We start from the raw sequence: 20,518 nt of genomic DNA, 5'->3' as shown, positions 1-20,518 counted from the left end.
TAAAACCTCCAGTTATGCCCCGCAGGAACACCGCCATCACCCGTAGGAGCGAAGCTTGCTCGCGATGAGCTGCGCAGCGGCCCCAAAACCTAAAGCATGCAGGGTTCGATTACAGCCCCGCCGGCCACCCATTCCAGGCATAAAAAAGCCCCGCTGTTTGGGCAGCGGGGCTTTGGGGGTATCGCTCGGACCTTAGTGATGCTCGCGGGTCGCGCGGAATTTCACGTCGGGCCAGCGCTCTTCCATCAGCGCCAGGTTGACCCGGGTCGGGGCCAGGTAGGTCAGGTGACCGCCGCCGTCCAGCGCCAGGTTTTCCACGGCCTTGTTGGAGAATTCCTCGAGCTTCTTCTTGTCGCTGCACTCGATCCAGCGCGCGGACCACACGGTAATCGGCTCGTAGGAGCACTCGACCTTGTATTCCTCTTTCAGGCGGCTGGCGACCACATCGAACTGCAGCACACCGACGGCACCGAGGATGATGTCGTTGCTGCGCTCGGGGAAGAACACCTGGGTCGCGCCCTCTTCGGCCAACTGCTGCAGGCCCTGGCGCAGTTGCTTGGATTTCAGCGGGTCCCTCAGGCGCACGCGGCGGAACAGTTCCGGGGCGAAGTGCGGGATGCCCGTGAAGCCCAGCGCCTCGCCTTCGGTGAAGGTGTCGCCGATCTGGATGGTGCCGTGGTTGTGCAGGCCGATGATGTCGCCGGCGTAGGCCTCTTCGAGCTGTTCACGCTCCGAGGAGAAGAAGGTCAGCGCATCGCCGATCCGTACGTCCTTGCCGGTGCGCACATGGCGCATCTTCATGCCTTTCTCGTACTTGCCCGAGCAGATGCGCATGAAGGCGATACGGTCGCGGTGCTTGGGGTCCATGTTCGCCTGGATCTTGAACACGAAACCGCTGAATTTCTCTTCCTGCGGCTGCACGGTACGCTCGTTGGCGACCCGCGCCAGCGGCAGCGGAGCCCAGTCGACCACGGCGTCGAGCACATGGTCGACCCCGAAGTTGCCCAGGGCGGTGCCGAAGAACACCGGGGTCAGTTGACCGTCCAGGAACTGCTGCCGGTCGAACTCGTGGCAGGCGCCCTGCACCAGCTCCAGCTGTTCGAGGAAACGCTCGTACTCGTCGCCTAGGTGAGCGCGGGCCTCAGGGGAGTCGAGCTTCTGGATGATCTTGGTTTCGATGCGCTCGTGGCCGTGGCCCGGGGTGTAGACAATGATGTAGTCGCCCGCGAGGTGGTACACGCCCTTGAAGTCGCGGTAGCAACCGATCGGCCAGGTGATGGGTGCGGCCTTGATCTTCAGCACCGCCTCGATTTCGTCGAGCAGTTCGATAGGGTCGCGGATGTCGCGGTCGAGTTTGTTGATGAAGCTGACGATCGGCGTGTCGCGCAGGCGGCAGACGTCCATCAGGGCGATGGTCCGCGGCTCTACGCCCTTACCGCCGTCGAGCACCATCAACGCCGAGTCCACCGCTGTCAGGGTGCGGTAGGTGTCTTCCGAGAAGTCTTCGTGGCCCGGGGTGTCGAGCAGGTTGATCATGTGTTCGCGATAAGGGAACTGCATGACCGACGTGGTAATGGAAATACCCCGCTGCTTCTCCATCTCCATCCAGTCGGAGGTGGCATGGCGGTCGGACTTGCGGGACTTCACCGTACCGGCAACGGCAATCGCCTTGCCCATCAGCAGGAGCTTCTCGGTGATGGTGGTCTTACCCGCATCCGGGTGGGAAATAATGGCGAAGGTGCGCCTGGCGTTGACTTCGTTGACGATTTGACTATCGGACATCGCTTGAGATCTCGATTGCGTACAGGCTCATGCACGCAGTTAAAAAATGCCTTTGGCCGATTGCAAAGGCCAACACAGAGAACCGCGCATGGTAACAAAGCGCGCTCGAAAATACCCGGCCGGATGACGTCCGGCGCCATTGCCGCCAAGGCGTACCGCTGCCCGGCGCGCACCACGCGCCCCCGGAAAAAGCCTTCCGGCGACCATGAACGACAGCATCAGATCAACGGCCCGCCCATTTAAAGAAAAAGCCCCATAGCGCTTCAGACTGTTCTGAATTCCCGCCAAACAGGCGGCTGATAGATTCAACCCGCCCACTAAACGACCTCCCGTCATTCGCCCCGCCTCTGGAAAAACCGCGAATAGCTTCGCCGGCAGCGCTGCACCAGCGCTCGACGGGGCGCGGGGAACGGCCGCCCGGAACACAGATGCCACAGCGTTCCGGGCCTTTCTGAGCACGACCCATTCTGCTGGGGGGATCAGCAGAGTTTCCACACACGAGGACGCATCATGAACAAAAGCTATGCATTGGTCTGGAACCAGGCCATGGGCTGCTGGAACGTCACCAGCGAATGGACCCGTCGACGCGGCAAGGCCGGACGCAGCAAGGCCGTGCTCGCCGCTGGCGCAGCGCTGCTCGGGCTGCTCGTCCAGGGACCGGCATTCGCCCTGCCGAGCGGAGCGGACATCATCGCCGGCGAAGGCGGCATGCATACCTCGGCCGATGGCAAGCAACTGACCGTCGACCAGCAGAGCAACAAGCTGATCACCCAATGGAACGAGTTCAATGTCAGCGCCGATGAGCGCGTCAACTTTCAACAGCCCGGCCATGACGCCGTCGCCCTCAACCGCGTCATCGGCAACAACGGCAGCGACATCCAGGGCCGGATCGACGCCAATGGCCAAGTGTTCCTGATCAACCCCAACGGCGTGGTCTTCGGCAAGTCCGCGCAGGTCGATGTCGGCGGCCTGGTGGTGTCGACCCAGAACCTGTCCGACAAGGACTTCCTCGATGGCAACTACCGTTTCGCCGGTAACTCCGCCGCCGGCATCAGCAACGCCGGCACCCTCAGCGCCCGCGACGGCGGCAGCGTCGCCCTGCTCGGGGCCCAGGTCAGCAACAGCGGGGTAATCCAGGCCCGCCTCGGCAACGTGGCCCTGGCCGCCGGCAAGGACATCACCCTCAACTTCGACGGCAACGGCCTGCTCAACCTGCAAATCGACGGCGGCGCGGTGGATGCCCTGGTGCAGAACGGCGGCCTGATCAAGGCCGACGGCGGCCAGGTGCTGATGAGCGCCCGGAGCGCCGACAGCCTGCTCAAGACCGTGGTCAGCAACCAGGGCGTGATCGAAGCCCGGACCCTGCAGGCCAAGGCGGGGCGGATTGTGCTCGACGGCGGCGACAGCGGCGTCGTCCAGGTCGCCGGTCGCCAGGACGCCAGCGCCCTCGACGGCCAAGGCAACGGCGGCACCGTGGAAAACCGCGGCGCCCAGGTCGAGGTGCAACTGGCCGCCCAGGTGGATACCCGGGCCGACAAGGGCCAGACCGGCACCTGGAAAATCCGCACCCACACCCTTACGGTCGCCAGCCCCGAGAGCGAGGCCACCCAGCGCGGCCAGGGCACCCCAACCCTGCGCTCCGAGACCCTGGCGAGCAACCTGGGCACCACCCATGTCGAGCTGACCAGCAGCAACAACCTGTCGCTCAAGGCGCCGGTGACCTGGAGCAGCGGCAACCACCTGGGCCTGACCGCCGAACAGGGCGACATCCGCGTCGACGGGCCATTGGCCGCCAGCGGCGCCAAGGCCGACCTGACGCTGAATGCGCGCAACGGCAGCCTGCACCTGAACGACAACATCGCCCTGACCGGCGCCGGCGCAAGCCTGGCGCTGAACAGCGGCAACGGCCATTCGCTCAAGGACGGCAAGGCGGTCACCCTGTCCGGCGCGGGGGCCAGCTTCCAGGCCAACGGCCAGCACTACGCGGTCATCCAGGACCTGGCGCAACTGCGCGGCGTCGACAACAACCTGAACGGGCGTTATGTCCTGGGCAACAGCATCGCCGGCAACGGCGCCAGCTTCCTGTCCCTGGCCGACCAGCGCAGCTTCGGCGGGGTCTTCGATGGCCTGGGCAACAGCATCGACAACCTCTCGGTCTATGGCACCGGCAGCGCTATCGGCCTGTTCGGGGCGAACTCGGGCGACATCCGCAACCTGAACCTGGAGCGTATCTCGGTCAGCGGCGCGCGCTCGGATCGCCTCAACCTCCAGGTCGGCAGCCTGGCGGGGCGCAACACCGGCCGGATCGACAACGTCAAGGCCAGCCAGGTGACGGTCACCGGCGCCTCCCGGTTCGAAACCCTGGGCGGCCTGGTGGGGACGAACCTGGAACAGGGCAGCATCACCAACGCCGCGGCCAGCGGCAACGTGACCGGCGACAGCAGCACCTACGCCATGGGCGGCCTGGTGGGTGAAAACCTCGGCAGCGGCAGGGGCGTCGCCAGCATCAGCAACAGCCAGTCCGACGTTACCCTGCGCGGGCGTTCGTCCCACGTCATCGCCGGCGGCCTGGTCGGGGTGAACCGCAACGCGCGGATCAGCAACAGCCGCAGCGCCGGGTCGATCGAGATGAACGGCGACGCGATGATGCTCGGTGGCCTGGTCGGGCTCAGCGAAGGCACCTCGGTCACCCGGCTGAGCAACGTCAGCTCTTCCGTCAGCATCAAGGGCAGCGGCCGCAACGGTTACTACGGCGGCCTGGTCGGCTTCAACAATGGCGGGGCCGTGAGCAATGCCTCGGCCAGCGGTGATGTGACCAGCGACAACGCCCAGGCCATCGGCGGCCTGATCGGCCATAACAGCAGCGGCGCACTGAGCAACGCCTCGGCCAGCGGCAACGTGACCGGCGGCCGTACCCAGTGGATCGGCGGGCTGGTCGGTTTCAACCAGCGCAGCGCCGCGAGCAACGTCTCGGCCAGCGGCAAGGTGACCGGCAACGGCGCCCAGGCCATCGGCGGCCTGATCGGCAAGAACAGCGCCAGCCGCCTCAGCAATGCCACGGCCAGCGGCGATGTGCTGGACACCTTCAGCCTGCAGGTGGGCGGCCTGGTGGGCCTGAACGAGTCGAGCAACCACACCGTGGTCAAGGCCTCGGGCAACGTGACCGGCGGCAAGGGTGCGAATGTCGGCGGCTTGATCGGCACCAGCTCCGGCAGCTCGCTGACCGAGGCCTCCGCCACCGGCAAGGTGACCGGCAACGGCACGCGCTCGATCGGCGGCCTGATCGGTTCGCAGATCCAGGGTTCGCTCATCAATGCGTCCGCCAGCGGCGACGTCACGGACGCACACGGCAGCGAGCTGGGCGGATTGATCGGCTATAGCCAGGGCGGCAATCACACCAACCTGAAGGCCTCGGGGAACGTCACCGGCGGCGCCAAGGCCACTGTCGGCGGGCTGATCGGGCTGCGGATGGACGGCTCGCTGAGCAATGCCTCGGCGCTCGGCAACGTCCGCGCCGGCGACTCGGCCGTTATCGGCGGGCTGCTCGGCCAGGGCCGCAACAGCATCCTGCGCAACGCCGTGGCCGCGGGCACGGTCACCGCCGGGGCGAATGCCCAGGCGGGCGGCCTGGTCGGCAACCTGGCCGGGGGCAGCCTCGCCAATGCCCAGGCCAAAGGCGATGTCGAGGCCGGCAGCGACAGCCGCGCAGGCGGCCTGGTCGGCTGGAACAGCGGCCAGATCAGCAACGCCTCGGCGTCGGGCAAGGTCACCGCCGGCCAGGGCTCGGTACTGGGTGGCCTGGTCGGCGGCAACATCGGCTCGGTGCGTTTCTCGTCGGCCAGCGGCCAGATCGTGCCGGTGGACCCCAGCGACATCCATGGCGGCCTGATCGGCGCCAACCTCGGCCAGCAGTCGTTCAACAGTGTCGAAGGCGAAGCCGCCAAGGTGCCGATGATCGGCCGCAGCTATACCTTCTGATCCCTCCCCTGGATCAACCGGGAGCCGGCCAGGCCTGTACGCACAGCCCTGGCCGGCGCTTCTTACCCCTCGCCTCCATTGGCCCGAACCTGTAGCCGCTGCCGAGCACCAGCGAGGCTGCGATCGACTGCGTAGCAGTCGCAAAACCAGGCAATGCGCTACATCAGTCAAATCCTGAGCTTCGCGTTTGCGAGCGCTGCGTCGGAATGCCGCCCAGCTCGATCGCAGCCTCGCTGGCGCTCGGCAGCGGCTACAAGCAGCCATCCGGTGAAGAGGCATCAGAAGTATCGGACTTACCGGATCAAAGGTGGCCAAAGGCTGCCAATTATGGAACCTTTTAAAAGGTGGAGGCGTCCACTCCCCTGTTACGAGCTTTTCGTCAGGGGCAGAAAAATCAGCAAGTTAGCCTGACGAGGCTATGCGTATGGCTCGATCCGGCGCTGTTTCCAGCGTACCGACGAGCTGCTTCTCGCGAGCGTTTGCTTGGCAGCCAGGCATGGCATTGCCACCCGAAAGAGCGCTCGCCGACATGAAAAAGGAGTCCGCCTGTGGCTATTCGCTATGGCAAAGGGCTGATAGGAGGCGCGGCGGTCATCGCTCTCCTGGCCCTGCTGGTCCACTGGATCGGCATCAGTACGATCGAACACTACCGCGACGATCTGTTGTTTTACCTGCAAGCCCATCTGTACCTGGTACTCGCTTCAATGTTCGCCGCCCTCGTGGTGGGGATCCCCGCCGGCATCGTCCTCAGCCGACCGCAAATGGTCGGGCGTGCCGAACGCTTCATGCAGGTGTTCAACATCGGTAACACCGTCCCTCCCCTGGCCGTCCTGGCCATCGCCCTGGGGATCCTCGGCATCGGCAGCGGGCCGGCCATCTTCGCGCTGTTCCTCGCTTCCTTGCTGCCCATCGTGCGCAACACCTACGAAGGCCTGAAAAACGTCCAGGGCTCGCTCAAGGAAGCCGCCGTCGGCATCGGCATGACGCCGCGCCAGGTGCTGTGGAAAGTCGAGCTGCCCAACGCCGTGCCGATCATCGTCGGTGGCGTGCGCGTGGCCCTGGCGATCAACGTCGGCACCGCGCCTCTGGCCTTCCTGATCGGCGCCAACAGCCTCGGCAGCCTGATCTTCCCGGGCATTGCCCTGAACAATCAGCCGCAACTGCTGCTCGGCGCGGCCTGCACCGCCTTGCTGGCCCTGCTGCTCGACGGCCTGGTGACACTGGCCAGCCGCCTCTGGCTGGAACGCGGCCTGCGCCCGTCTTAAGCCTGCGAAGGAATTCACATGAAAAAAATAGCTTTGATCATAGGCTGCGTCCTGCTGTGCGCAGGCATTGCCCAAGCCGCGCAGAAGCCGGTGATCCGCATCGGCGCCCGGGTCTTCACCGAGCAGACGCTGCTGGCGGAAATCACCTCGCAGTACCTGCGCAGCAAGGGGTACGACACCCGGGTCACCGGCGGCCTGGGCAGCAACCTGGCGCGCAGCGCCCACGAAAGCGGGCAGCTGGACATGCTCTGGGAATACACCGGGGTGTCCCTGGTGGCCTATAACCACGTCACCGAGAAGCTCGACAGCCAACAGTCCTATGAGCGGGTCAAGGAGCTCGACGGGAAAAAAGGCCTGGTCTGGCTCGCCCCGTCGAAATTCAGCAATACCTACGCCCTGGCGCTGCCGCACAAGGTCGCCGAGCAATACCCGCAGATCAACAGCATCAGCGACCTGAAGAAAGTCCTCGACGCCGAGCGCAAGGACAACCACCTGATCGCCCTGGACACCGAGTTCGCCAACCGCTCCGACGGCCTGGCCGGCATGGTCGAGCTGTACGGCATGGACCTGACGCGCAAGAACATCCGCCAGATGGACGCGGGCCTGGTCTACACCGCGCTGCGCAACGCCCAGGTATTCGCCGGGCTGGTGTACACCACCGACGGCCGGCTCAACGCCTTCAACCTGAAGCTGCTGGACGACGACCTGCACTACTTCCCGGACTACACCGCGGCGCCCGTGGTGCGCCAGGCCTACCTCGACGCCCACCCGCAACTGGCCGCCGACCTCAAGCCGCTGGCGGCCCTGTTCGACGACGAGACCATGCGCCAGCTCAACGCCCGGGTCGACGTCGACCACGAAAGCCCGTCCGCCGTGGCCGCAGACTTCCTGCGCCAGCATCCATTGAACCCCGCTCGATAAGGAGGGAGAAGCCATGGAACTGTTGAACGCCTTTTCCCACCTCGACTGGCAGCAGGTCATCCAGCTGACCGGGCAGCACATCACCCTGGTGGGCATCGCCGTGACCCTGGCGATCCTCTTCGGCGTGCCGCTGGGGATCCTGATGACCCGCTTCCCGACCTTGGCCGGTCCGCTACAGGCCAGCGCCACCGTGCTGCTGACCATCCCGTCCATCGCGCTGTTCGGCCTGCTGCTGCCGTTCTACTCGAAATTCGGCCAGGGCCTGGGGCCGCTGCCGGCGATTACCGCGGTGTTTCTCTATTCCCTGCTGCCGATCATGCGTAACACCTACCTGGCGCTGACCGGCGTCGAGCCGGGCATCCGCGAAGCCGCCCGCGGCATCGGCATGACCTTCGGCCAGCGCCTGCGCATGGTCGAGTTGCCGATCGCCGTGCCGGTGATCCTCGCCGGGGTCCGCACCGCCGTGGTGATGAACATCGGTGTCATGACCATCGCCGCCACCATCGGCGCCGGCGGCCTGGGCGTGCTCATTCTTGCCTCCATCAGCCGCAGCGACATGTCGATGCTGATCGTCGGCGCGGTGCTGGTCAGTCTCCTGGCCATCTTCGCCGACCTGCTTCTGCAATGGCTGCAACGTTCGCTGACTCCAAAAGGACTGCTCAAATGATCGAACTTCAAGACCTGACCAAGACGTTCCAAAGCAACGGCAAGACCATCACCGCCGTCGACTCCGTGAGCCTGACCGTCAACGAAGGCGAGATCTGCGTGTTCCTCGGGCCCTCGGGTTGCGGCAAGAGCACCACGCTGAAAATGATCAACCGCCTGATCATGCCGACCTCGGGCAAGGTGCTGATCAACGGCGAAGACACCACCGGCCTCGACGAAGTGACCCTGCGCCGCAACATCGGCTACGTGATCCAGCAGATCGGCCTGTTCCCCAACATGACCATCGAGGAAAACATCACCGTAGTGCCGCGCCTGCTGGGCTGGGACAAGCAGAAATGCCACGACCGCGCCCGCGAGCTGATGAGCATGATCAAGCTCGAGCCCAAGCAGTACCTGCACCGCTATCCGCGCGAACTGTCCGGCGGCCAGCAACAGCGCATCGGGGTGATCCGCGCGCTGGCGGCCGAGGCGCCGCTGCTGCTGATGGACGAACCCTTCGGCGCGGTCGACCCGATCAACCGCGAGATGATCCAGAACGAGTTCTTCGAGATGCAGCGGGCGCTGAACAAGACCGTGATCATGGTCAGCCATGACATCGACGAAGCCATCAAGCTGGGCGACAAGATCGCCATCTTCCGCGCCGGCAAACTGTTGCAGATCGACCATCCGGACACCCTGCTGGCGCATCCGGCGGACGAGTTCGTCAGCAACTTCGTCGGCCAGGACAGCACCCTCAAGCGCCTGCTGCTGGTGAAGGCCGAGGACGCCGCCGACAACGCGCCGTCGGTCAGCCCCGAGACGCCCGTGGCCGAGGCCCTGGAACTGATGGACGAGCACGACCGCCGCTACGTGGTGGTGACCTGCGCCGACAACAAGGCCCTGGGCTATGTGCGCCGCCGCGATCTGCACCGCCAGGCCGGCACCTGCGCCCAGTACCTGCGCGAGTTCAACGCCACCGCGGCCTACGACGAACACCTGCGCATCCTGTTGTCGAGGATGTATGAGTTCAACCGTTCGTGGCTGCCGGTGCTGGATGCCGAGCGGGTGTTCCTCGGCGAAGTGACCCAGGAGTCGATTGCCGCCTACCTCAGCTCCGGCCGCTCGCGCGGCATGAAGACCAACATCGTCTCGCCAGCCGAGACCGCCCTGGCCTGAGGCCCTGGCCCTGTAGCCGCTGCCGAGCACCAGCGAGGCTGCGATCGGGGCATAGCCCCGTAAACCGGCCGACCTGGTTTTCCAGGTGGATCGCGCAGGCAGGTTTGGCGGCAACTGCGTTGCCGATCGCAGCCTCGCTGGCGCTCGGCAGCGGCTACAGTGTCTGGGCCGCGACACGGATGGGTAGGAGCGAGGCTTGCCCGCGATGGCGTCCTACCGTCCGGAAACCGGGCCCCGCCCGTCACAAATACCCCACCCGGAGCAACATCAGCCTGTCATCTGGGTGGGTTACATAAATGACGGGCTCGGGCACGCGACGAACGCGTGCAAAAACGCGACATTTTTTGTTGATCTCAGGCCCCTCACGCCCTAAAGTTCGCGCCGAACGTCCATGCTGGAAACGATCCATCCGGCTCAAGTACTGACGACGAGACAGCAAGGCCAAGGGAGCGGTAAGTCCCATGGCCTTTTTGCTTTCGGCGACATGCCTTGGGAAGTAGGCGAACCAAAGTGGGGATACGGAGGACGTTCATTGCACCCATTGTTTTTACCCGTTTGCCATTAGGAGCTCCCAGGTATGTCGATTCAGGTCGAAGACTATTTCGCGCGCGAAACCTTCCAGAAAATGAAGGCGTTCGCCGACAAGCAAGAAACCCCGTTCGTGGTCATCGATACCCAGATGATCGCCCAGGCCTACGATGACCTGCGTGCCGGTTTCGAATTCGCCAAGGTCTATTACGCGGTAAAAGCCAACCCGGCCGTCGAGATCATCGACCTGCTGCGTGAGAAAGGTTCGAGCTTCGACATCGCCTCGATCTACGAGCTGGACAAGGTGCTGGGCCGCGGCGTCAGCCCGGACCAGATCAGCTACGGCAACACCATCAAGAAATCCAAGGACATCCGCTACTTCTACGAGAAGGGCGTGCGCCTGTACGCCACCGACTCCGAAGCCGACCTGCGCAACATCGCCAAGGCCGCGCCGGGCTCGAAAGTCTATGTGCGCATCCTCACCGAAGGCTCGACCACCGCGGACTGGCCGCTGTCGCGCAAGTTCGGCTGCCAGACCGACATGGCCATGGACCTGCTGATCCTCGCTCGCGACCTGGGCCTGGTGCCGTATGGCGTGTCGTTCCACGTGGGTTCGCAACAGCGTGACATCAGCGTCTGGGATGCGGCGATCGCCAAGGTCAAGGTGATCTTCGAGCGTCTGAAGGAAGAAGACGGCATCCATCTCAAGCTGATCAACATGGGCGGCGGCTTCCCGGCCAACTACATCACCCGCACCAACAGCCTGGAAACCTACGCCGAGGAAATCATCCGCTTCCTCAAGGAAGACTTCGGTGACGAGCTGCCGGAAATCATCCTTGAGCCAGGCCGTTCGCTGATCGCCAACGCCGGCATCCTGGTCAGCGAAGTGGTGCTGGTGGCGCGTAAATCCCGCACCGCGGTGGAGCGCTGGATCTACACCGACGTGGGCAAGTTCTCCGGCCTGATCGAAACCATGGACGAGTCCATCAAGTTCCCGATCTGGACCGAGAAGAAAGGCGAGACCGAAGAAGTGGTGATCGCCGGCCCGACCTGCGACAGCGCCGACATCATGTACGAGAACTACAAATACGGCCTGCCGCTGAACCTGGCCATCGGCGACCGCCTGTACTGGCTGTCCACCGGCGCCTACACCACCAGCTACAGCGCGGTGGAATTCAACGGCTTCCCGCCGCTGAAATCCTTCTACGTGTAAGCCACACCCGGTAACGAAAAAAGCCCATGACCTGTCATGGGCTTTTTCATTCTGGGCAGTGGACGATTCGATCCCTATCGGTCTTCCCGCACGTGCCACACCCGCAGGATATAGAGCGTCATCCCCTGAATCTCATAACGCATCTCGTAGGGCCCTACCAACAAACGCCGGACATCGCGAGGTTGAAACTCCTCCAACTGCTCGCCGATACGCGGATTGGCCAGCAGGGTCTCCGGGGCTCGTGTCAGGGATTGCACCGTTCGGGCAGCGGCCGAGCGATTCACGGGAGCCAGAAACTCAAACAGCCGAGCCAGGTCCGATAGCGCCTTGCTCGTCCACTTCAACGCCCTCACTTGGGCACCGGTAAAGGATCATCATTCATCAGGCTCTCGGCCCATGCCTGAACGGCCTGATGGTCGATGACCTGCCCCGCGTCCACATCGGCCAGGGCCTCGTGCGTCAGGCGGCTGCGCTCCTCTTCCTGGTCGACCCAGGCCACCAGCGCCTGCTTGACGATCCAGCCGCGCGAACGCTCCAGCCGGGAGGCCATCTGGTCGACCTTGTCGGCCAACTCCAAGGGCACATGGGCCGTCAGCACTTTAGTGGCAGTCATGATGACCTCCGCGGAATCAGAATGATGGAGAGTGATTAACTTTCAATCATAGTGATTTACGTCAGAGCGGCAAGCAGCGCCAGGTCCCGCTCGTCACCCAGCTCCGCCGCCCGCTGGTGATAGTCCCTCGCCAGGGCTCGAACCTCGGGATGGCTCGCCTGCAACAAGGCACCGCGCGCCACCCGCAGGAAATTCAGGTTGCCGCCTTGCAGCGCCTTGCCCAGCCATTCCAGCGCTTCGTCGATCCGCCCGGCATCGGCCAGCACCGCGGCGTGGCTGAATTGGCCGCGGAAATCCCCGCCTTCGGCCGAGCGGCGATACCAGTCCCAGGCGCTGGCCACATCGCGGGGGCAATGCCGCCCTTCTTCCAGGTAACGCCCCAGCAGGTTCATCGATTTGGCATGGCCCAGCGCCGCGGCGCACCGGTAGCACTCCAGGGCCCGGGCGTGGTCTTGTGCGATCCCGCGCCCGGTGGCCAGCAGGTTGGCGTAGTTGTACAGCCCCCAGTCCAGCCCGGCTTCGGCGGCCTGGCGATAATGCCCGGCCGCCGCCCGGGCGTCGGCTTCACGGCCCCAGCCGTGTTCGGCGCAACGCCCCAGCATGTTGCGCGCCATCAGGTGGCCGCGCCGCGCGGCGATCTCGAACCAGCGCAGGGCCAGCGGCGGGTCGCGCTCGATGCCCAGGCCGTCGAGCAGGATCTGCCCGAGCAGCGCCTGGGCCTCCAGCACGCCCTCGCCCGCCGCCAGCAGGACTGCCTGGGCGGCCCGGGCCGGGCTCTGTTCGAGCATGGCGCGCAATTGCTCGCCGTCGAGGCTTTCCTCGCGGCGTAATCGATAGCTCACGGTCTACACCTCGACCCAGCGACGCAGCAGGTTGTGGTAGGTGCCGGTCAGGCGGATCAGCGACGGGTGATCGGGCATGTCCCGGGTCAATTGCTGGATCGCCTCGTCCATCTCGAACAACAACGCGCGCTGGCTGTCTTCGCGCACCAGGCTCTGGGTCCAGAAGAACGACGCATAACGGGTGCCGCGGGTGACGGCGTTGACCTTGTGCAGGCTGGTGCCCGGGTACAGCACCATGTCGCCGGCGGGCAGCTTGACCCGCTGGGTGCCGAAGGTGTCCTGGATCTCCAGCTCGCCGCCGTCGTAGTCCTCCGGGTCGCTGAAAAACAGGGTCGACGACAGGTCGGTGCGCACCCGCTCGGCGCTGCCCTTGGGCTGGCGCACGGCGTTGTCGATATGGAAGTCGAAACTGCCGCCGGCGGTGTAGCAGTTGAGCAGCGGCGGGAAGACCTTGTGCGGCAGCGCCGCCGACATGAAGCGCGGGTGTTGCCACAAGCGTTCGAGCATCGCCGCGCCGATTTCCTGGGCCAGCGGGTGGCCCTCGGGCAGTTGCAGGTTGTGCTTGGCCTTGGCCGACTGGTAGCCCGCGGTGATCTTGCCGTCGGCCCAGTCCGCCTGCTCCAGGGCCTCACGGATACGCAGCACTTCTTCACGGGAGAACAGGCCGGGAATATGCAGGAGCATGAGGCAGTACCTGAAAGCAAAGGGGTGCAAATGATATTTATTCTTATTGGAAATGTAAAATACCCGGACGAACGAAAACGTAAAAACCGTAAAGCGAAATTGTAAAGAATGTAAATTTCTTGCGAATAGCAATATTTCGCAATTGATACAAATACTTGTTCACCTTATATTCCGCCGCCTCAAATCCTTGGGGAGGGGAATTCCAATGTCGCGCCAACAATCACAATTACCGGTCAATTCACCACGCCTGCTGGCGTCCGCGATTGGCGTGGCACTCACCGCCGGCTCCGCGGCCCATATGGCCCATGCCGCCGAAGGCACCGAGAAGAAAGCCACCGGCAATGCCATTTCCCTGGATGCCACCAGCATCACCGGCGAAGCCCAGGACCAGACGTCCTACCAGGTCGAGAAAGCCTCGTCGCAGAAATACACCGCGCCGCTGGTCAACACCCCGCGCTCGGTGACCGTGGTGCCCCAGCAAGTGCTCAAGGACACCGCCGCCACCTCGCTGCAGGACGCGCTGCGCACCGTGCCGGGCATCACCTTCGGCGCCGGCGAAGGCGGCAACCCGCAAGGCGACCGTCCGTTCATCCGGGGCTTCGACGCCCAGGGCGACACCTATCTGGACGGCGTGCGCGACACCGGCGGCCAGAGCCGCGAGATCTTCGACATCGAATCCATCGAAGTCAGCAAGGGCCCCAACTCCTCCTTCGGCGGCCGCGGCTCGGCCGGTGGCAGCCTCAACCTGGTGAGCAAGACGCCCAAGCAGCAGGACTTCCTCAACGGTGGCTTCACCTACGGCTCCGACCAGACCCGCCGCTACGTGCTGGACGTCAACCGGCAGTTCCTCGACAGCGCCGCCTTCCGCCTGAACCTGATGAGCCACGAGCAGAACGTGGCCGGTCGCGACGCCGTGAACTACGACCGCTGGGGCGTGGCACCGTCCCTGACCTTCGGCCTGGGCACCCCGACCCGGGTCAACCTCAGCTACTACCACATGGAAAGCGACGACCTGCCGGACTCGGGCATTCCCTATGGCTACAGCTCGGCCACCGCGACCGCCCACGGTCATGACAAACCCACCGACGGCGGCGACAGCAACAACTTCTACGGCTTGAAGGACCGTGACTTCCGCAAGACCCGCGCGGACATCAGCACCATCTCCTTCGAGCACGACCTGAACGACAACATGACGCTGAAAAACACCCTGCGTCATGGCAATACCGGCCAGGACTACATCCTCACCCAGCCGGACGACAGCAAGCTCAACGTCAACAAGTTCGGCACCGTGTGGCGTCGCGCCAACTCGCGGGTCTCCACCACCGAGACCACCACCAACCAGACCGACCTGTTTGGCGAGTTCCAGGCCCTGGGCTTCAAGCACACCTACTCCACCGGCCTTGAGTTCACCGGCGAAGAGACCCGCGTCAGCAGCTACACCGTCAGCCCGAACAGCAACCCGACGTGCACCCCAGGCAAGTCCGCGGGCGGCAGCTGCACCTCGCTGAGCAACCCGAACCCGGACGACACCTGGATCGGCACCACCAACCGCAACTACTACGGCACCAACACCAAGGCCACCAGCCGCGCGGCCTACGTGTTCGACACCATCGAACTCGACCCGCAATGGCTGCTCAACGTCGGCCTGCGCTACGACACCTTCGACACCGTGGCCAATACCGACACCGCCACCGGGCGCACCAAGATCAAGGACGACAGCCAGTTCTGGAACTGGCAGGCCGGCCTGGTGTGGAAACCGGCGGACAACGGCAGCATCTACGCTTCCTACGCCACCTCGGCATCGCCTGCCGGCGGCCTGGTCGGCGAAGGCGCGGACGGCAACCCGCTGTCGGCCGGCGCCAGCGTCAGCGACCTGCAACCGGAAGAAACCGTCAACTACGAACTGGGCACCAAGTGGGACGTGTTCAACGACCGCCTGTCCCTGACCGCCGCAGTGTTCCGTACCGAGAAGAAGAACACGCGCATCCTGGTCGACGCCCTGACCTACCAGAACGCCGGTGAGTCCCGGGTCGACGGCCTGGAGCTGTCGGCCAGCGGCAAGATCACCGACAAATGGCAAGTCTTCGCCGGCTACAGCTACCTGAAAAGCGAGCTGGTGGATGCAGGCTTGAACGGTCGCAACGGGGTCGTCAGCGCCGGCTCGAACAAAGGCAACGAAATGCCGAACACGCCGAAAAACAGCTTCAGCCTGTGGACCACCTATGAAGTGCTGCCAAAGCTGACCGTGGGCGGCGGCGCCTTCTATGTCGACGAGGTGTACGGCGATGCCGGCAACACCGTGTACGTGCCGTCCTACACCCGCTACGACGCCATGGCCAGCTACAAGCTGAGCAAGAACGTCGACCTGCAGTTGAACGTGCAGAACCTGACCGACAAGACCTACTACGACAAGGCCTACTCGGCGCACTTCGCCAACCAGGCGGCCGGTCGCACGGCGCTGTTCACCACCAACTTCCACTTCTGACCCAGCGGAGCGCGACGCCCGGCCTCTCCAGGCGTCGCGCAGCCCCGCCCGAGCCCCACCCATTTCGATGAGTGGGGCTTTTTACGTAAAAAAGAATCTTTCTCGACAACTCACGGCATAATGCGCGCCGTAGCACAGACTTGAGAACCAACGAGGCGGTCGACGTGTTGAAGAAAACCCTGTTCCAGTTGCACTGGTTTTTCGGCATCAGCGCCGGGCTGATCCTGGCCCTGATGGGCCTCACCGGGGCGACCGTGTCGTTCCAGGATGAAATCCTGCGTGCCCTCAACCCCTCGACCCTGCAGGTGGAAAAACAGCCGGCCGGAGTCCTGCCGCCCGCCGAGCTGGTGGACAAGATCCAGGCCGCCTCGGGCAAAACCGTCTCGATGCTCACGGTGGAAACCGACAGCGGCAATGCCGCCCGCGTGTGGTTCACCCCGCCGCCGGGCCAGCGCCGCGGCGAGATGCGCTACTTCGATCCTTACACCGGCGATTTCGTCGGCGCCGCCACGGGCCAGGACTTCTTCGGCTTCATGCTGCAACTGCACCGCTTCCTCGCCATGGGCGACAGCGGCCGGCAGATCACCGGCGCCTGCACCCTGATCCTGGTCTTCTTCTGCCTTTCCGGCCTGTACCTGCGCTGGCCGCGCCAGGTGGCGAGCTGGCGCGCCTGGCTGACCCTGGACTGGGCGAAAAAGGGCCGCGGCTTCAACTGGGACCTGCACGCCGTGGCCGGCACCTGGTGCCTGCTGTTCTATCTGCTGGCGGCGCTGACCGGGCTGTCCTGGTCCTACGAGTGGTACAACAAGGGCTTGAACAAACTGCTGGCCGATTCGCCGCAGAGCCAGCGCCTCAAAGGCGGGCGTGGCGCGCCGCCCCAGCGCCCGGCACCGACCGCCGACTACCAGGCCATGTGGCTGGGCATCTACAGCTCCGCCGGCAAGGACCTGAGTTCCTACAACATCCGCATGCCGGCCGTGGCCGGCCAGCCGGCGACCGTGTTCTACCTGCTCAAGGATTCGCCCCACGACCGGGCGCTGAACCAGATCAGCATCGACCCCAACAGCGGCGTGGTCAGCCGCCACGACCGCTACGCCGACAAGAGCTTCAAGGCCCAACTGCTGACCAGCATCTATGCCCTGCACGTGGGCAGCTACTTCGGCCTCGTCGGGCGGATCCTGATCACTATCGCCTCGCTGGCGATGCCGCTGTTCTTTATCACCGGCTGGCTGTTGTATCTGGACCGCCGGCGCAAGAAGCGCCAGGTCAGGGAGGCGCGCCAGGGCCTGGACGCCGGCAGCGACGATGCCGCGGCCTGGCTGATCGGCTTCGCCAGCCAGAGCGGCTTCGCCGAACAACTGGCCTGGCAGACCGCCGGGCAATTGCAGGCCGCCGGCGTGCCGGCCCGGGTGCGGCCGCTGGCCAGTGTCAGCGAGCGGGAACTGCTCGATACCCATAACGCGCTGTTCGTGGTCAGCACCTTCGGCGATGGCGAGGCGCCGGACAGCGCCCGCGGCTTCGAGCGCAAGGTGCTCGGCCGCGCGTTGTCCCTGGACAACCTCAAGTACGCGGTACTGGGCCTGGGCGACCGCCAGTACCCGCACTTCTGCGGTTTCGCCAAGCGCCTGCACGGCTGGCTGGCCGAACATGGCGGCAGCACTCTGTTCGCCCCGGTGGAAGTCGACAGCGGCGACAGCTACGCGCTGCGCCACTGGCAGCAGCAACTGGGCCAATTGATCGGCCAGGCGCCGGTGGACCTGTGGCAGGCCCCCGCCTACGACAACTGGACACTGCAGCAACGGGTGCTGCTCAACCCCGACAGCAGCGGCTCGGGCGTCTACCTGCTGGGGCTGACCCCGCCACAACCGAGCAGCTGGCTGGCCGGCGACCTGGTGGAAGTGCTGCCGCGCAATAGCGCCTGGGACATCGAGCACTTCCTCGACGGCCTGGGCATCGCCGGCAGCACCCCGGTCACCCTCGATGGCTTGCCGGAAACCCTCGAACAGGCCCTGGCCAGCCGCCAGTTGCCGGAGAACCGCGCGCATCTGGTGGGCCTGCACGCCCAGGCGCTGGTGGAGGCGCTGGTGCCGCTGGCCATGCGCGAATACTCCATCGCCTCGATTGCCAGCGACGGCCAGCTGGAACTGCTGGTGCGCCAGGAACGCCACGCCGACGGCAGCCTGGGCATCGGTTCCGGCTGGCTCACCGAGCATGTGGCGCTGGGTTCGACCATCAGCCTGCGGGTACGACGCAACAGCGGCTTCCACCTGCCGGCCGCGCCCTGCCCGCTGATCCTGCTGGGCAACGGCACGGGCCTGGCCGGCTTGCGCAGCCTGCTCAAGGCGCGCATCGCCCAGGGCCAGCAAGACAACTGGCTGATCTTCGGCGAGCGCAACGCCGAGCATGATTTCTACTGCAAGGACGAACTGCAGGAATGGCTGGCCGCCGGCGACCTGAAGCGCCTGGACCTGGCCTTCTCCCGCGACCAGGCCGAGAAGGTCTACGTGCAGGATCGCCTGCGGCAACAGGCCGAGCGCCTCAAGCAATGGCTGGCCGACGGCGCCGCGATCTACATCTGCGGCAGCCTGCAAGGCATGGCCTCGGGGGTGGATCAGGTGCTCAACGACGTGCTGGGCGCCGAGGTCGTCGAGCAACTGATCGAACAAGGACGCTATCGCCGCGACGTGTATTGATCTGTTGTAGGAGCGGCCGGTCGACGCTCGATTGCCCGCGATGGCGGTATCAAGGCCACTACCGGCCTTCGGCCTATCGCGGGCAAGCCTCGCTCCTACGGATGCGGTTGCCTGATCAAACCGGCTGCAACTTGCGCTCGAACACCGCCACGCCGTCCAGGTCGCGCAGGATCACGGTCAACTCCCCGCTCTGCCCTTCGATCTGCACCTCACCGAAAAACTGGAAACCCGCAAACGGTGAGCTGTTCTGCGTCGGCGGCGCCTTCTGGAACACCACCTCCGGGCCGAAGGTCTTGTCCAGCGCGTTGGGCCCGAAGCTGCCGGCGTTCAAGGGACCTGCGACGAATTCCCAGAACGGCTCGAAATCCTGGAACGCGGCGCGGTCCGGGTGGTAATGGTGCGCCGCGCAGTAATGCACGTCCGCCGTCAGCCACACATGGTTGCGCACCTTGTGCTTGCGCAGGAACGCCAGCAACTCGGCGATCTCCAGCTCGCGGCCCTGGGCCGGGCCCGGGTCGCCATTGGCAATCGCCTCCCAGCGCGGCACGCCGGGGCTGACCTCGCCGTCCGGCACGCCTAGGCCGATGGGCATGTCGGCCGCCACCACCTTCCATTGCGCCTTGGAATGCTTGAGCCCCTGCTTGAGCCAGTCCAGTTGTTCGCGGCCGAGGAACGGCTTGGCCGCGCCGAGGTTGTCGTCGTTGCCGCCGCGATAGCTGCGCATGTCCAGCACGAACACATCCAGCAGCGGCCCGTAGCTCAGCTTGCGGTAGATCCGCCCGCCCTGGTCGGCGCTCTGCAAGCGCATCGGCGCGTATTCCAGCCAGGCCTGCCGCGCGCGCGCCACCAGGGTGTGGATATTTTTTTCGGTATAACGCTCGTCCAACACCTTGCTCGGCGACCAGTTGTTGACCACCTCATGGTCGTCCCACTGCCAGATCTGCGGCACCTCGGCATTGAAGCGCCGCACGTTCTCGTCCAGCAGGTTGTAGCGGTAATTGCCGCGGTACTCGTCGAGGGTCTCGGCGACCTTGCTCTTGGCCTCGGTGGTGATATTGCGCCAGATCCGCCCACCCTCGGTGGTCAACTGCGCCGGCACCGGGCCGTCGGCGTAGATGGTGTCGCCGCTGTGGATAAAAAAGTCCGGCAGGCGCCGACGCATGGCCTCGTAGATGCGCATGCCGCCAATGTCCGGATTGATACCGAAGCCCTGGCCGACGGTGTCGCCGCTCCACACAAAACGGATATCGCGACGGGCCTGCGGCACACTGCGCAAATGGCCGAACCAGGGCTTGCTGCGCACGCCGGTCCGCGCGTCCTCGAAATACACCCGATAAAAAATCGCCTGGTCGGTGGGCAACCCACCCAGCTCGACCCGCGCGGTGAAATCGGTGCGGGCATCGGCCAACTGCGAGACGAACCGACGGGGATTGCCGAACCGGCTGCGGGTATCCCACTCCACCACCATCCGCGCCGGCCGATCGGTGCGGCTCCAGACCATCGCCCGATCGCCGAGCAAGTCCCCGGACTGCACACCGTCGACCATCTTCGGCCGATCCTTGGGCGAGGCGATCACCGCCGGCGCCAACCCCGGCAACAACAACCCCGCCCCCGCCACCTGAATCACCCGCCGCCGCCCGAGGTTGAACTCGCTCATGAATCGCCTCCCTGACAAAAAAGCCAAAAGGTGACC

At 64.9% G+C, this 20,518-nt stretch carries 15 protein-coding genes; 8 read left to right on the top strand and 7 right to left on the bottom strand.

Annotated elements, in window-relative coordinates; all coding sequences use genetic code 11:
- Positions 1–192: 192 nt before the first annotated feature.
- Complete coding sequence (locus tag TO66_RS04465; RefSeq protein WP_044461188.1) at positions 193–1,782, bottom strand: peptide chain release factor 3; 1,590 nt, start codon at positions 1,780–1,782, stop codon at positions 193–195.
- Between the two features lie 39 nt (positions 1,783–1,821).
- Positions 1,822–2,118: a hypothetical protein gene (locus tag TO66_RS33180; RefSeq protein WP_156162036.1), complete on the bottom strand. Its 297-nt coding sequence runs from the start codon at positions 2,116–2,118 to the stop codon at positions 1,822–1,824.
- A 174-nt stretch (positions 2,119–2,292) separates the two neighbouring features.
- On the opposite strand from TO66_RS33180, the gene TO66_RS04460 reads away from it, so the two are divergent.
- From TO66_RS04460 to TO66_RS04435, 6 genes are all read left to right on the top strand, one after another.
- Positions 2,293–5,760, top strand: a complete 3,468-nt coding sequence (locus TO66_RS04460; RefSeq protein ID WP_044461187.1) for a GLUG motif-containing protein — start codon at positions 2,293–2,295, stop codon at positions 5,758–5,760.
- A gap of 548 nt (positions 5,761–6,308) precedes the next feature.
- Positions 6,309–7,025 (top strand): ABC transporter permease, encoded by a 717-nt coding sequence (locus TO66_RS04455; protein ID WP_044461186.1) that lies wholly within the window; start codon positions 6,309–6,311, stop codon positions 7,023–7,025.
- Positions 7,026–7,043: 18 nt separating this feature from the next.
- On the top strand, positions 7,044–7,946 hold the full coding sequence (locus tag TO66_RS04450) for a glycine betaine ABC transporter substrate-binding protein (protein WP_044461185.1): 903 nt from the start codon (positions 7,044–7,046) through the stop codon (positions 7,944–7,946).
- Between the two features lie 13 nt (positions 7,947–7,959).
- Positions 7,960–8,613, top strand: coding sequence for an ABC transporter permease (locus TO66_RS04445; protein ID WP_044461184.1), 654 nt, complete (start codon positions 7,960–7,962; stop codon positions 8,611–8,613).
- Positions 8,610–9,767 (top strand): betaine/proline/choline family ABC transporter ATP-binding protein, encoded by a 1,158-nt coding sequence (locus TO66_RS04440; RefSeq protein WP_044461183.1) that lies wholly within the window; start codon positions 8,610–8,612, stop codon positions 9,765–9,767. The genes TO66_RS04445 and TO66_RS04440 overlap by 4 nt, the downstream gene beginning before the upstream one ends.
- Before the next feature lie 577 nt (positions 9,768–10,344).
- Complete coding sequence (locus TO66_RS04435) at positions 10,345–11,508, top strand: type III PLP-dependent enzyme (protein ID WP_044461182.1); 1,164 nt, start codon at positions 10,345–10,347, stop codon at positions 11,506–11,508.
- A 74-nt stretch (positions 11,509–11,582) separates the two neighbouring features.
- On the opposite strand, the gene TO66_RS04430 is transcribed toward TO66_RS04435, so the two are convergent.
- The 4 genes from TO66_RS04430 to TO66_RS04415 are packed head-to-tail and all read right to left on the bottom strand — an operon-like array spanning position 11,583 to position 13,647.
- Positions 11,583–11,861, bottom strand: a complete 279-nt coding sequence (locus TO66_RS04430) for a type II toxin-antitoxin system RelE/ParE family toxin (RefSeq protein ID WP_044461181.1) — start codon at positions 11,859–11,861, stop codon at positions 11,583–11,585.
- A complete protein-coding gene (locus TO66_RS04425; protein WP_044461180.1) occupies positions 11,858–12,121 on the bottom strand; it encodes a CopG family ribbon-helix-helix protein in 264 nt (87 codons plus the stop codon). Before TO66_RS04425 ends, TO66_RS04430 begins: the two co-directional genes overlap by 4 nt.
- 56 nt (positions 12,122–12,177) lie before the next feature.
- Entirely contained in the window at positions 12,178–12,963 is a 786-nt protein-coding gene (locus tag TO66_RS04420; protein ID WP_044461179.1) for a tetratricopeptide repeat protein, read from the bottom strand.
- Between the two features lie 3 nt (positions 12,964–12,966).
- A complete protein-coding gene (locus TO66_RS04415) occupies positions 12,967–13,647 on the bottom strand; it encodes a Fe2+-dependent dioxygenase (RefSeq protein ID WP_044461178.1) in 681 nt (226 codons plus the stop codon).
- 205 nt (positions 13,648–13,852) lie between these two features.
- Between TO66_RS04415 and TO66_RS04410 the strand changes: the two genes are divergently transcribed.
- Both TO66_RS04410 and TO66_RS04405 read left to right on the top strand, forming a co-directional pair.
- Positions 13,853–16,132, top strand: a complete 2,280-nt coding sequence (locus TO66_RS04410; RefSeq protein ID WP_044461177.1) for a TonB-dependent siderophore receptor — start codon at positions 13,853–13,855, stop codon at positions 16,130–16,132.
- A 164-nt stretch (positions 16,133–16,296) separates the two neighbouring features.
- Entirely contained in the window at positions 16,297–18,825 is a 2,529-nt protein-coding gene (locus TO66_RS04405; protein WP_044461176.1) for a sulfite reductase flavoprotein subunit alpha, read from the top strand.
- A gap of 115 nt (positions 18,826–18,940) precedes the next feature.
- Here the strand turns inward: TO66_RS04405 and TO66_RS04400 are convergent, their stop codons facing one another.
- Positions 18,941–20,482 carry an alkaline phosphatase gene (locus TO66_RS04400; protein ID WP_044461175.1) on the bottom strand — a complete coding sequence of 514 codons (1,542 nt, stop codon included), beginning with the start codon at positions 20,480–20,482 and terminating at the stop codon, positions 18,941–18,943.
- Positions 20,483–20,518: the final 36 nt, after the last annotated feature.

Origin of the sequence: Pseudomonas sp. MRSN 12121 (assembly GCF_000931465.1) — a bacterium.
Classification (GTDB): Bacteria; Pseudomonadota; Gammaproteobacteria; order Pseudomonadales; family Pseudomonadaceae; genus Aquipseudomonas.
This window is presented reverse-complemented; position numbering and strand designations above follow the sequence as displayed.

Coding starts and splice junctions, on each gene's coding strand:
- TO66_RS04465 (WP_044461188.1), bottom strand. CDS start 1,782: ATGTCCGATAGTCAAATCGTCAACGAAGTCAACGCCAGGCGCACCTTC.
- TO66_RS33180 (WP_156162036.1), bottom strand. CDS start 2,118: ATGACGGGAGGTCGTTTAGTGGGCGGGTTGAATCTATCAGCCGCCTGT.
- TO66_RS04460 (WP_044461187.1), top strand. CDS start 2,293: ATGAACAAAAGCTATGCATTGGTCTGGAACCAGGCCATGGGCTGCTGG.
- TO66_RS04450 (WP_044461185.1), top strand. CDS start 7,044: ATGAAAAAAATAGCTTTGATCATAGGCTGCGTCCTGCTGTGCGCAGGC.
- TO66_RS04445 (WP_044461184.1), top strand. CDS start 7,960: ATGGAACTGTTGAACGCCTTTTCCCACCTCGACTGGCAGCAGGTCATC.
- TO66_RS04440 (WP_044461183.1), top strand. CDS start 8,610: ATGATCGAACTTCAAGACCTGACCAAGACGTTCCAAAGCAACGGCAAG.
- TO66_RS04435 (WP_044461182.1), top strand. CDS start 10,345: ATGTCGATTCAGGTCGAAGACTATTTCGCGCGCGAAACCTTCCAGAAA.
- TO66_RS04425 (WP_044461180.1), bottom strand. CDS start 12,121: ATGACTGCCACTAAAGTGCTGACGGCCCATGTGCCCTTGGAGTTGGCC.
- TO66_RS04415 (WP_044461178.1), bottom strand. CDS start 13,647: ATGCTCCTGCATATTCCCGGCCTGTTCTCCCGTGAAGAAGTGCTGCGT.
- TO66_RS04410 (WP_044461177.1), top strand. CDS start 13,853: ATGTCGCGCCAACAATCACAATTACCGGTCAATTCACCACGCCTGCTG.
- TO66_RS04400 (WP_044461175.1), bottom strand. CDS start 20,482: ATGAGCGAGTTCAACCTCGGGCGGCGGCGGGTGATTCAGGTGGCGGGG.